General features: G+C 68.6%; 13 protein-coding genes. 6 read left to right on the top strand and 7 right to left on the bottom strand.

Translation table 11 applies throughout. The features are described 5' to 3' along the window. Positions 1–7: 7 nt before the first annotated feature. The 3 genes from ACWFRF_RS29230 (at position 8) to ACWFRF_RS29220 (ending at position 1,826) form a co-directional block, all read left to right on the top strand. Positions 8–634 (top strand): hypothetical protein, encoded by a 627-nt coding sequence (locus ACWFRF_RS29230; RefSeq protein ID WP_452453356.1) that lies wholly within the window; start codon positions 8–10, stop codon positions 632–634. Positions 635–720: 86 nt separating this feature from the next. Next, entirely contained in the window at positions 721–1,386 is a 666-nt protein-coding gene (locus ACWFRF_RS29225; RefSeq protein WP_378993175.1) for a DUF2461 domain-containing protein, read from the top strand. Positions 1,387–1,451: 65 nt separating this feature from the next. Beyond that, a complete protein-coding gene (locus ACWFRF_RS29220; protein WP_387445836.1) occupies positions 1,452–1,826 on the top strand; it encodes a hypothetical protein in 375 nt (124 codons plus the stop codon). Between the two features lie 112 nt (positions 1,827–1,938). Here ACWFRF_RS29220 and egtD read toward each other — a convergent pair whose 3' ends face one another. The 4 genes from egtD to egtA form a co-directional block, all read right to left on the bottom strand. After that, a complete protein-coding gene (gene egtD / locus ACWFRF_RS29215; protein ID WP_378993180.1) occupies positions 1,939–2,910 on the bottom strand; it encodes an L-histidine N(alpha)-methyltransferase in 972 nt (323 codons plus the stop codon). Further along, entirely contained in the window at positions 2,907–3,749 is an 843-nt protein-coding gene (egtC, locus tag ACWFRF_RS29210; RefSeq protein WP_452453353.1) for an ergothioneine biosynthesis protein EgtC, read from the bottom strand. The genes egtD and egtC overlap by 4 nt, the downstream gene beginning before the upstream one ends. Beyond that, entirely contained in the window at positions 3,749–5,083 is a 1,335-nt protein-coding gene (egtB, locus tag ACWFRF_RS29205) for an ergothioneine biosynthesis protein EgtB (protein ID WP_452453352.1), read from the bottom strand. Before egtB ends, egtC begins: the two co-directional genes overlap by 1 nt. 82 nt (positions 5,084–5,165) lie before the next feature. Continuing rightward, positions 5,166–6,452 carry an ergothioneine biosynthesis glutamate--cysteine ligase EgtA gene (gene egtA, locus ACWFRF_RS29200; protein ID WP_452453350.1) on the bottom strand — a complete coding sequence of 429 codons (1,287 nt, stop codon included), beginning with the start codon at positions 6,450–6,452 and terminating at the stop codon, positions 5,166–5,168. Positions 6,453–6,574: 122 nt separating this feature from the next. Between egtA and ACWFRF_RS29195 the strand changes: the two genes are divergently transcribed. Beyond that, a complete protein-coding gene (locus tag ACWFRF_RS29195) occupies positions 6,575–7,753 on the top strand; it encodes an aminotransferase class V-fold PLP-dependent enzyme (protein ID WP_387445832.1) in 1,179 nt (392 codons plus the stop codon). On the opposite strand, the gene ACWFRF_RS29190 is transcribed toward ACWFRF_RS29195, so the two are convergent. Beyond that, entirely contained in the window at positions 7,743–8,303 is a 561-nt protein-coding gene (locus ACWFRF_RS29190) for a TetR/AcrR family transcriptional regulator (RefSeq protein ID WP_387445831.1), read from the bottom strand. The genes ACWFRF_RS29195 and ACWFRF_RS29190 overlap by 11 nt on opposite strands. A 97-nt stretch (positions 8,304–8,400) precedes the next feature. Here ACWFRF_RS29190 and ACWFRF_RS29185 point away from each other — a divergent pair, with 97 nt between their 5' ends. Both ACWFRF_RS29185 and ACWFRF_RS29180 read left to right on the top strand, forming a co-directional pair. Further along, positions 8,401–9,057 (top strand): lysophospholipid acyltransferase family protein, encoded by a 657-nt coding sequence (locus tag ACWFRF_RS29185; protein WP_452453348.1) that lies wholly within the window; start codon positions 8,401–8,403, stop codon positions 9,055–9,057. Between the two features lie 122 nt (positions 9,058–9,179). Beyond that, positions 9,180–10,823 carry a fatty acyl-AMP ligase gene (locus tag ACWFRF_RS29180; RefSeq protein WP_378993194.1) on the top strand — a complete coding sequence of 548 codons (1,644 nt, stop codon included), beginning with the start codon at positions 9,180–9,182 and terminating at the stop codon, positions 10,821–10,823. 42 nt (positions 10,824–10,865) lie between these two features. On the opposite strand, the gene pth is transcribed toward ACWFRF_RS29180, so the two are convergent. After that, complete coding sequence (pth, locus tag ACWFRF_RS29175) at positions 10,866–11,444, bottom strand: aminoacyl-tRNA hydrolase (RefSeq protein ID WP_379318384.1); 579 nt, start codon at positions 11,442–11,444, stop codon at positions 10,866–10,868. Between the two features lie 23 nt (positions 11,445–11,467). Next, the gene (locus ACWFRF_RS29170; RefSeq protein WP_452453345.1) at positions 11,468–12,091 is read right to left on the bottom strand and encodes a 50S ribosomal protein L25/general stress protein Ctc; all 624 of its coding nucleotides are present in this window, start codon (positions 12,089–12,091) and stop codon (positions 11,468–11,470) included. Between the last annotated feature and the right edge of the window lie 324 nt (positions 12,092–12,415).

Here is a 12,415-nt window from a genome sequence, read left to right as displayed (position 1 = left end):
GGGCGGCATGGGGACTGAGCCGGAGCGGCGGGTCGAACTCGGTAAGGATCAGGGTGTGCCGCGGGTGCAGGACGCGCCGGAGGTGGCTGATCCGGTGGGCGGGGAACCATGGGGTGGGATCGCCGATCCGGTAACCCCTGACGACGCGACGTCGTATCCCCCACCGCCCGCCGCTCAGCCCTGGGCTGGGGTCGCGAATCCGGCTGTCGAGTTGCCGCCGTATCCGCCGCCACCGCCGGGGCCGATGTTTCCCGCGCCCGGGTATCCCGCTGTCGGCAATGCCGCGCCGATATATCCCGCTTCGGGCTATCCGCCGCCTGGTCGGGCTCCTTACGGAGCGCCGCAATACCCGGGGCAGTTCCCGTCGCCGCCTCCGCCGGGGTACGGCTACCGCGACAGCACGCCGGTGTGGTCGATCATCAGCTTCTGTTGTGTCGCGGCGTCGGTGCTCGGCGGGGTGATGCTGTGCGGGCTGCCGGTGCTCGTCACCGCGCCGACGGGAGTCGCGCTCGGGCTGGTCGGACATGCCAAGGGTGAGCCGATGGGCAAGTGGGCGGCGATCGCCAACGGGGCCATCGCGGCGCTGGCCGCGGTTCTGGTGCTCGTGTTCGTGGCACTGATCGGCGGTCTGTGAGCCTCGGCGAGCGATACTGGTAGGGGTAGCCGGCTCGATCGCCACGCCGCCCCCGTCCCCGAACAGAACTGAGAAACGCCGCACCGATGGACGCTTTCACCGGATTCCCGCTCGCCGGACTCGACTTCTACGAAGACCTGGAGGCCGACAACTCGAAGGCCTTCTGGAACGCGCACAAACACCTCTACGACGAGGCCGTGCGCGCACCGATGGTCGCGCTCGCCGCCGAACTGGCGGCGGAATTCGGACAGGCCAAGATCTTTCGGCCCTACCGTGACGTCCGATTCTCGGCCGACAAACTGCCCTACAAAACCCACCAGGGCGCGGTGGCGGGTGTGTCGCCCGGCGTCGGCTGGTACGTGCAGATAGGGGCGGCGGGATTGTTCGTCGCGGGCGGCTGCTTCCGGCCCTCGCCCACCGCCTTGGCTGTCCTGCGGGCCACGATCGACGACGAGGTGCGCGGCGCGGAACTGGAGAAGATCCTGGCCGCGACGACGGCAGCGGGTTTCACACTCGGCGGCGACAAGCTCAAAACCAAGCCGAAGGGCTACGCCATCGACCATCCACGCATCGACCTGCTGCGCCACAAGTCCCTGACCGTGCACCGCGAGTTCGGCGCACCGGAGTGGCTCACCACCCCGGCCGCGGCTACCGAGATCCGCCGCGCCTGGAACGACCTGCGGCCGCTCGTCGAATGGTTCGCCGCCGTCCTCCACGGCGTCCCGGAGGACACCAGCGGCAGACGCCCGTAGCCGACGACCGCCCGGCCCGGGCGTGGTTCGTGACGGACGGCCGTCGGAGGCCGATACTGGAGACCATGAGCCGTGAACCGTTGGACATGGACATGGGCGACGACGATCAAGCCGACGACATCGTCGAATACGAACGCTATGTGGAAGACCCGCCCGCCGACTATGTGATCCGCAATCACGAAGCCGACGCCGACGGCTTCCTCGGCATCAACGAGGAAATCTCCGAGGAGTACACCGAGCGCGGGTCCCGCCGGGAGGCGATGGAAGAGGACGAACGCCCCGCCGAGGAAAGCGCGATGCGCGTGGTCGGCGACGACGATGTCGACGGCGCCCTCTTCGACGACGACGCCGTCAACGGCGAGGAAGGCGTCGAAAAGGACCTGGAGGGCGACGAGAACCTCACCAGCGGCGAATACCTCGCCGACGAACTCGACCTCTGACCACCCATCCCGCTCGATGACATCACCGCCGACGCACCCCGCCGCGTGACGGCTCGGTTGCCGCCCTCCTGACCTGACCGCCGGCGCGCTCGGCCTGCCCCGGAGCCAGGACTCAGCGGCGTTCGGACAGGGACAAGATGAAGCGGTTGTCGGGGTCGGTCCAGGTGTGGGTGGGGGTGAAGCCGGCTCGGTGCAGTTCGGCGGCGAGGGAATCGGGGCGGAACTTGGCGGAGATCTCGGTGCGCATCTCTTCGCCCGCGGCGAAGTCGACGGTGAGGTTCAGACCGGCGACGGTGGCCGTCATCGCCTCGGTGGCGCGCAGGCGCATTTCGATCCACTCGTTCTCGGCGTCCCAGAGGGCGACGTGGTCGAATTTCTCGGGGACGAAATCGGCGTCGAGACGGTGGTTGAGGACGTGCAGGACATTGCGGTTGAATTCGGCGGTGACGCCCGCGGCGTCGTCGTAGGCGGGGACCAGGATCGCCGGGTCGATGACCAGGCCCGCGCCGAGCAGCAGCAGCTCGCCGGGTTCGAGGACCTCGTTGATGCCCGCCAGGAATTCGGCGCGCTCGGCGGGGACCAGGTTGCCGATGGTGCCGCCGAGGAAGGCGATCATGCGGCGGCCACCGCGGGGCAGGTTGTGCAGGGTGTCGGTGAAGTCGCTGACCACGCCGTGCACGGACAGGTTCGGGTACTCGGCTGCGATCTCGTCGGCCGCGCCGCGTAGTGCCGAGGCCGAGACATCCTGCGGAACATAGGTTTTCAGCGAACCTTCGGCGGTGAGCGCATCCAGCAGCAGACGGGTCTTGGCGGCCGAGCCCGAGCCGAGCTCCACCAGCACCTCGGCGCGAGCGGCCGCGGCGATCTCGCCGACGACCCGCTCGAGCAGGGCTCGCTCGGTGCGGGTCGGGTAGTACTCGGGCAGTTCGGTGATCCGCTCGAAGAGCTCGCTCCCGCGGGCGTCGTAGAACCACTTGGGCGGCAGCGACTTCGGGTCGGCGGTGAGACCGGTGCGGGCGTCGGTGCGCAAGGCCGCGGTGAGATCGTCGTCGGTGAGGTGGATGTCCAGCAGCGGCGCGGTCATGAACGGACCCTTTCGGTAGCGGGGAGTTCGAGTGCGGTGATGGTGCAGTGGCCGGGTGTGGCGGTGACCAGTTGGTGGTCGACGACGGATTGCCAGCGTGGGTCCGCGTCGTAGGGTTCGGACGAGAGCACGGCGAAGTCGTCGGTGACGAGCACCGACAGCGCATGCCAGCAGGTGGTGGCCCACAGCTGGATACCGTTGCCGAGCAACAGGTTCAGGCGAGCGCTCGGCTGATACCGGAGAACGGTCGCGACCAGCAGCTGTAGGGCGTCGGCCGGGGAAGTGACGGGACCGGCGGGGTCGATCTCCCCGAGCAGGCCGCGCAGCAGCACCCACAGTGCGGCGGAATCGGTGAGCGCCTCCGCCTGCAGCAGCACCGCGGGTGAATCGAACAGCGTTGCGGTGGTGCAGATTTCACGCAGATCGGCGACGACGGCGACGAGCGTGGTTCGCCAGTCCGGCACGACGCCGTTGTGGCTGAAGGCCCAGTGTTCGTCGGTGAAGGGCGCGCAGGCGCAACGCTCCACCGGCATGCCGACGGTGGCCGAGCGGACGGCGGCGACGACCGACCGGGATTCGAGCTGCCCGAGCACTTCGGCGACGGCGGGGTCGGTCCAGATCGGGGCGTGGTTGCGGTAGCGGGTCACCGCGTCGCGGGCACCCTCCGTTCCCACATCGGCGCGGCGCCACCAGGCCACGCCGAAGCCGTCGGCGTTGATGGTGCCGCCCGCGCGCATGTCGACCGGCGCCCAGGACTGGCTGTAGAGCGAGTGGGGGCCGCGCAGAATCAGCTCGCCGATCCCCACCGGTGGGCCGACGTAACCGAGGTGCCTACACATCAGAGTTCGTCCTCGCGCAGGTCTCGGGCGAGCCGGAACCCGGCGAAGATCTGCCGCCGGATCGGGTGATCCCAGTTGCGGAAGGTGGCACGGCAGGCGACCTCGTCGGTGCCGAAGGATCCGCCGCGCAGGATGCGGTAGTCGCCGCCGAAGAAGACCTCCGAGTATTCGCGGTAGGGGAACGCACGGAACCCGGGGTAGGCCTCGAAACCCGAGGAGCACCATTCCCAGACGTCGCCGATGAGCTGGTGCACGCCGGTGGCCGACGCACCGGCCGGGTAGGCGCCGATCTCGGCTGGTTCCAAATGTCGCTGGCCGAGGTTGGCCAGGTGCGCGTCCGGTTGGTCCTCGCCCCACGGATAGCGCCGCGACGCACCGGTTTCCGGGTCGAAGCGGGCCGCCTTCTCCCATTCGGCCTCGGTCGGCAAGCGCTTGCCCGCCCACCGCGCGAAGGCCTCGGCCTCGAACCAGCACACATGCACCACCGGCTGATCGAGCCGCAGCGGGGTGCGGACGCCGAATGCCGTGCGCGTCCACCCGTCACCGTCGCGCTCCCAGAACTGCGGAGCGACCAAGCCTGCCTCCCCGCGGTGCGCCCAGCCGCGCTCCGACCACAGCTCGGACCGGTCGTAGCCCCCGTCGTCGAGGAAGGCGAGGAACTGCCCGTTGGTCACCGGCGCGACATCGATCGCGAAGCCGTCGACGTGCACCGGATGGGCGGGGCGTTCGTTGTCCAGCGCCCACGGATCCGCCGAGGTCCCCATCAGGAATTCGCCTGCGGGAAGGATGATTTCGCCACCTGCCGACACCTGCGCGACCGGAGCGGGCGGCGCCGACAGGACCGGCGCGCCGATTCGCAATTGATGGGTGGCGAGCATGGTCTCGTCGTGCTGCTGTTCGTGCTGAGCGATCATGCCGAACGCGAAACCGTTGTCCACCAGCGGATTACCGGCCAGATCACTGGAATCGAGGACGTCGAGGACCTTTTCGCGCACCGAGCCGACGTAGCCGCGCGCCTGCTCGGGGTTGAGCAGCGGCAACGCGGGCCGGTTCGACCTGGCGTGCTTGAACGCGTCGTAGAGCTCGTCGATATCGGCCCGCACCGCGTCGCGACCTCCGACATCGCGCACCAGCCACAGCTCTTCCTGGTTCCCGATATGCGCCAGGTCCCAGACCAGCGGCGACATCAGCGGCGAATGCTGCGCGACGAGATCAGCTTCGTCCACGCTCTCGGTGAGCAGAGCGGTGCGGCGGCGAGCACGCGACAGGACCTCGGCGATGCGGGCACGCGTCCGATCGCGGTCACTGTGGTCGGCGGGGGCGGAAAGGGTCACGAGAGCTCCGAAACAGGCAGGTCGACAACGACTTCGGACAGAAGGACAGCGGCATGCCGACCACGCGCGGCCGACGAGATCATCACGACCCGCCCGCGCCGTTGCGTGCCGAGTCGACCTCGGCGAGTGGACTGCGGCCCGCACTACATCGGCGGGCCGCGGCGGCCAATTCCGCGGCAGCGGAGGGTGTTCGCGCATGCGCGGCGGCCAGGTCGAGCAGGTCTACCGCAGCGCGGCGCAAGTGTGGGTCGAGCAGGCCACAACGCGCCGACGTCAACCACTCCCCCGCGGTGGGCGCGGCGAGGGCTGTCGCCTCGGCGACGACAGCGGGGGTCGACAGCAGCGCGTCGAACAGGTGGATCGGGGTGGTCCACGCTTCACCGGGCTGGGTGTCGAGGTAGCGGACCTCGAGGTGACCGGACGCTCGGACCGGGGGAAAGAGGGTGGTCAGGTGGTAGTCCAGATCGGCGCGGGTCGGGCGGCGGCCCACTTCGTCGTCGAGGGCGCCCGACAGCCAATCGGCGAAGGTGGCACCGGGAGGCGGGGACCAGTCGGCATCGACATCGGTGCAGCGCACACACAGCAGCGGCACGTCGAGAGCCCAGTGGGCATACGAGGTGATCGGGTCCGCCCAGTCGGCCACCGGGGGCCTGGAACGGGCAGGGTCGAGGCGCAACCAGGTGCGCATTCGCTGAGACGCCCAGTCGCCGCGCGGTACGCCGTGCAGGCGCGGTGAGCAGGCGAAGGCGGCGATGAGGGTGGGGCCGAGGACGTAGAGGGCGGTCCAGCGCGCCCGCACCTCGGCGGGATCGGCGCCGGCGTCCACGCTGACCTGCGTGGCGGCGGTGTTGCACATCATGAGGGTGCCGAAGGGGCCGACGCCGTCGAAATGACGTTCCATCGCCGCGTAGCGCGGTAAGCGGAGCAGGCGCTCGGCGGGACGGCCCGCATCGGCGGCGGCGGCGAAGATACTGATCTCCTGGGCGGCGAGCAGGTCCCGCAAACGGGCCGCATCAGCGCGTAGATGCTGCGTCAGCGCGGCCGGATCAGCGAACGGTGCGCTGGAAAGTTCTATCTGACCACCGGGTTCGACGGTGACCAGGCTCCCGCCGGGCAGGGGAACCGCGGCGGAAGCGGGGGCGAGGGAGGTCGGTGCATGCGGCCCGAGGGCCGCTGCCAGCTGGTCGAGCGAGGGCCGCGAACCGGTGGGACCAGCGGTGAGCCACTCCAGTTCGGCGCCGATCAGCGCAGGTGGACCGAGCTTGAAACAGACGCCGCCGACATAGGCCTCCGCCGCCGCCCTCGACGACATTTCGCCCTGGTCGGGGGCATAATCGGGCCACGACGAACGTTCCAGGGTGACCGCCATACCAACCTCCACGTGCTGCGTGCTGCCGGGGAACCTGCGTTTCGCTCATTCCAGAGTAGCGAGGTCCACCGACAGAAAAAGTGACCAAAAGGGGAACGACTCGGGGCGCTATCGTCGTCACCATGCTTGACCTCGCCGCGATCAGAGCCGACACCGCAGGACTTGCCAACGGTCAGGTCTTCCTCGACAGCGCCGGATCGTCGCTGCCGCCGAAGATCGTCCTCGACACGATGATCACCCATTTACACCGCGAAGCGGAGATCGGTGGCTATCGGGCGGCAAATGAGCGTCTGGACGATCTCGCCGCGGTGAAGACCTCGATCGCGACGCTCATCGGCGCCACGCCCGGCACCATCGCCCTCAGCGACAGTGCGTCCCGGTCATGGGCCGATTTCGCCTATTCGGTACCACTGCGGCCCGGTGACCGGATCCTGATCTCCGGCGCCGACTACGCCAGCAACGCGATCGCCGCACTCCAGCGCGCGAAGCACACCGGTGCGGTGGTCGAGCGCATTCCCAGCGACGACACCGGCCGCCTCGACACCGACGCGCTCGCCGACATGCTCGACGAACGCGTGCGGCTGGTTTCGCTGCAACACGCCCCGACCAACGGCGGCCTCGTGAACCCGGTCGCCGAAGCCACCCGAATCGCCCACGAAGCCGGTGCGCTGGTACTGCTCGACGCCTGCCAGTCGACCGGCCAGCTGCCCATCGACGTCATCGAACTCGGGGTCGACGCCATGTCGACGACCGGTCGAAAGTGGTTGCGCGGCCCCCGGGGCACCGGGTTCCTGTATGTCCGTTCCGAATTGGCGCAGACCATGGAACCGGCCCGCCTCGACCTGCACAGTGCCGCGTGGGTGAGCCCCGGCGAATATCGTCTGGCCGACGACGCGGCCCGGTTCGAATTCTGGGAGTGCGGTGTCGCCGCCCGCCTCGGTCTCGGCGCCGCCGTCGACTACCTGCTCGAGCAGGGCTCCGACGAGGTCTACGCGGCCGTGGCCACCCGCGCCGAGTACCTGCGCAAGACCCTGCCGGAACTGCCCGGCGTGACCGTGCGCGATCTGGGCACCGAGCACAGCGGCATCGTCTCGTTCACCGCCGACGGCCACGATCCCGAACAGCTGCGCGATCGGCTCGCCGAGCACGCGATCACCGTCACCGTCAGTCACGCGGGCTCCACCCTGCTCGACATGTCCGAGCGCACCCTGCCCGCCGTGCTGCGGGCCTCCCCGCACTATTTCGTCAGCCCGGCCGACCTGGACCGCTTCGTCGCGACGCTGGCCGACCTCACCCGCTGAGTCCCGCGAGGTGCTCGCGGACGATCCGGTCCACGAGCACCCGCGGGTCCTGGTCGGGGGCAACGATCTCCAGCGTCCGGTTGACGGCGATCGTCGCCAAACCGTGCACATTGGTCCACAGGGCCAGCGCGCGCTGCGGCGCCGACTCCGGCGCCACCGCCGCGACCAACTCCACCACCTGCCCGTACAGCGGCCGCGTCGTCGCCCGCAGATTCTCGCCGGAGCCCGCCAGCAGATCGTGGCGGAACATCAGCGTGAACATCTCGGGCCGCGACACCGCGAAATCCACATAGTCAACGGCCATTCGGCGTAACCGTTCACGCGGGTCGTCGATCGTGGCGAGCATCGAGAACCGCTCGATCAGCTCCCCGAATCCGCGCGCCGCGATCGCCGCGAGCAGCGCCGCGTGCGTGGGAAACCACCGCCGCGGCGCGCCGTGGGAGACGCCGGCGGCCCGCGCGATCGCACGCAGCCCGAGTGCGCCGAAGCCGTCGGTTTCGAGCAGATCGACACCGACGTCGACCAGGCGCTCGCGCAACGATTCAGGCATACCGGCAATTCTGCACACCCGTTCACAGACCTTCGCGGTCGCCTGCGTAGACAGTGTCTACTAGTCTGCGTAGACACTGTCTACGAAGGGTCTGCCCATGTGGTACCTGCTGTGCAAATACGTCCTCATCGGCCCGGCACTGCGCCTGCTCGGCCGCCCGCACGTCGAAGGGCTGGAGCACATTCCACGCACCGGCCCGGTGATCATCGCGGCCAATCACCTGGCCTTCATCGACTCGCTCTACCTGGCCCTGGTGATCCCGCGGCCGCTCACGTTCCTGGCGAAGCAGGAGTACTTCGCCGGCACGGGGTTGCGTGGGCGATGCAAACGCTGGTTCTTCACCGCCGCGGGCCAGGTACCGGTGGACCGCACCGGCGGCGACGCGGCCGCCGACGCGCTCGCGGCGGCCACCGCGATCCTCGACGGCGGCGGCGCCTGGGCAATTCACCCGGAGGGCACACGGTCACGGGATGGCAGGGTCTATCGTGGTCGCACCGGGGCGCTGCGCGTTGCCATGGCCACCGGGGCACCGGTGGTGCCCGTGGTCCTGGACGGTACCGATCGCATGAATCCTCGCGGTCGGAAACTGTTGCGTTTCACCAAGGTACGCATCACCGTCCACCCCGCGCGGCGCTATCCCACAGCTGTTCATCACGCCCAGGTCAGAGCGGCAACCGACGTGCTGATGCGGGAAATTGCCACGCTATCGGGTAGACCATACGTAGACCGCTACGCAGCCACCTTCGCTGGCTAGGGCGCAACAGCAGGGGTGCTGGGGCGTCAGCCCGGGTTAACACGCGTGGGGCGGGGCGGGATTTCTTGTTGGGAGTGCAGAGCACGGCCGTAACCGATCGTTGGCGTAAAGGGAGACCGACGTTGAGCAGGTTCACCGACGAAATGTTTGGCACAGCGTTGACCAGCTCCAAGGGGCTGGTCACCGGAGAGCCGGAGGCACCACTGCGGCAGACCTGGGGGGACATTCATAGGCAGGCGCGGCGGATGGCGGGTGGTCTCGCGGACGCCGGGATCGGGCACGGCGACGCCGTCGGCGTGCTGGCCGGCCTGCCTGTCGACATCGCGCCTGCCTGCCAGGCCATCTGGATGCGTGGCGCTTCCATCACCATGCTGCATCAACCGACGCCACGCACCGACCTCGCGGTCTGGGTGCGTGACACCGAAACGGTGCTGCACATGATCGACGCGAAGGCTGTCGTACTCGGCGCGCCGTTCGCGGCGGCCGAGCCGGTGCTGCGGGAACGCGGAATCATCGTGGTGCCGGTCGAGGACCTGCACCGAGGTGCCGACACCGATCCGGTGCCGACCACCGAGGGCGATATCGCGTTGCAGCAGTTGACGTCCGGTTCGACCGGATCCCCCAAGGCCGTCCGGATCACCCACGGCAACTTCAACACCAACGCGTACGCGATGTTCAACCGGGTCAAATTCCAGCTCGACGACGACGTGATGATCAGCTGGCTGCCGCTGTTCCACGACATGGGGATGGTCGGATTCCTTAGCGTACCTATGCAATTCGGCGCCGAGGTGGTGTGCGTGACACCACTGGACTTCCTTGCCAGGCCACTGCTGTGGGCCGAGCTGATCGACAAGTATCGCGGAACTGTCACCGCCGCGCCGAATTTCGCGTACTCCCTGCTGGCCCGGCGCCTGCGTCAGGCCGAACCGGGCTCCCTGGATCTGTCCAGCGTGCGTTACATGTGGAACGGCGCCGAACCGGTCGATCCCGACACCATGATCGCCCTCGCGGCGGCGGGCGACCAGTTCGGGCTCAGCCCGATGGCACTCACGCCGGTGTACGGCATGGCCGAGACCACCCTGGCCGTATCGATTCCCGACCCCGGCAACGGGCAGGTGCTCGACGTGATCGATGCCGACCTGCTCGAGGTCGTCGGCAAGGCGGTACCGATCGCCGAGGACGGCCACCACGGCACCCCGCGCAGGCTGCCCACGCTGGGGCACCTGGTCGACGATCTGGAGGGGCGCGTCGTCGACGCCGAACGTCAGCCGCTGCCGGTCCGCTCGGTCGGCGTCATCGAATTGCGCGGCCCCGCTGTCACATCGGGCTATGTCACCGTCGACGGTTTCCGCCCCGCCAAGGACGCCGACGGCTGGCTCGACACCGGCGATATCGGCTACTTCACCGAAGACGGCCTGATGGTGGTGTGTGGGCGCATGAAGGACGTCATCATCATGGGCGGGCGCAACATCTACCCCACCGACATCGAACGAGCCGCACTGCGCGTACCGGGCGTGCGCCCCGGCAACGCGGTCGCGGTGCGCCTCGACGCGGGGGAGAAACGCGAAAGCTTCGCGGTGGTGGTCGAATCCAACGACTACCAGGAGGCCGACGAGGTGAAGCGCATCGAGCGCGAGATCGTCCACGAGGTCTTCGCCGAAGTGGGCTCGCGCCCCCGCACCGTGGCCGTGCTCGGCCCCGGAGCTCTCCCGAAGACCTCCTCGGGCAAACTCCGCCGCTCGGCCACCGCAGTGCACCTGCGCTGAGAACGAACTCGGCGCGCCAAGTGCCTTGGCGCGCCGAGTGTCTCAATGCAGGTTGTTCTGGGCTGCTTCCAGCCCGACCTTCAGCAGCAGCTCCACCGCGTCGGCGGCCTGCTCCACGATCACCGGAACCTCTTTGCGCTCCGGCGCGGCGAAGGGCTTGAGGACGTAGTCGGCCGGATCCTGTCGACCGGGCGGGCGCCCGATCCCGATCCTGGTCCGCAGATATTCCTTGGTGGTCAACGCCTGCGAGATAGACCGCAGCCCGTTGTGACCACCCTCGCCGCCGCCCTGCTTGAGCTTGAGCGTCCCGAACGGCAGATCCAGCTCGTCGTGGATCACGATCACCTGGTCCACCGGCACCGAGAAGAACTTCGCCAGCGCGGCCACCGGCCGCCCGGACAGATTCATATAGGTGCGCGGCTTCGCGATGAGGATCTGACGCCCGTCCAATCGCGCCTGGAGCAGATCGGCACCGGACTTCTTGTGCACGGCAAAACGGCCGCCGACGCGCTCGGCGAGCACATCGGCGACCAGAAAGCCCACATTGTGGCGGGTGCGCTCGTACTCGGGGCCGGGGTTACCCAGTCCGACTACGAGCGCGGGCCCGGAAGATTCGGTCATTGCCCGAATCGTAGTGCGCGGTCTTACTCGGACTCGGGAGCGGTCTCCGCGGTCACGGCCTCGGCGGCAGCGCCTTCACCCTCGTCGTCCATCTGCGAGGCGGACGGCGCTTCGATCACGTTGACGATCAGCGCTTCCGGGTCACCGGCCAGGGTGACGCCCTCGGGCAGCGCGATGGTGCCAGCCAGGATCTGGGTGCCCGGCGCGATGCCGGCGACCGAGACCTCGATGGACTCGGGCAGGTTCATCGCGTCGGCCTCGATCGACAGGGTGTTGAGTTCCTGGGTGATCAGGGCGCCGGAGGTGGCCTCGCCGGTGACGACGACGTTGACGTCGGTGGTGACGCGCTCGCCACGCTTGACGATCAGCAGGTCGGCGTGCTCGATGTAGCGACGGATCGGGTGCACGACGACCGACTTGGTCATCGCCAGCTGCGGCTGGCCGTCGATCTGCAGGTTCAGGATGGCGTTGGTGCCGTGCAGACGAAGGATCGCGGCGAACGCCTTGGCGTTCAGCGACAGGTGCTGCGGCTCGGCGTGGTGGCCGTACAGCACGGCGGGCACGTTGCCGTCGCGACGGGTACGGCGGGCGGCACCCTTACCGAATTCGGTGCGGACGGCAGCTTCGATCAGATTGGCGTCGGACATACTGAATGCGCTCCTACGGCTGGTCATGGGTGACCCAACTCCGGGGTCAAGGTCTACTCGTCGGACGAAAGAACGAACGAGGACGGCCCAAACAAACTCAGCCGAGCCGCGTCGATCACGGTGTGCGCACCAAACGGGCACTCACCCTCGCCGAGACAACCCGCCAACCATACCGCATAGCAATCCGCGATCTGAAACCGCCATGACCGCACTCCGAACCCCCACCTGCGACCCATAGGGAGCAGCGGCCACAAAGTGGCCGGTCGCGGCCGGGTCGCCGGTTAGCCGCCGGGGCGTACGCGACGAAGGAGCAAGCCCCGGTGG

The sequence above is a fragment of the Nocardia sp. NPDC055165 genome, from assembly GCF_053606985.1.
This window is presented reverse-complemented; position numbering and strand designations above follow the sequence as displayed.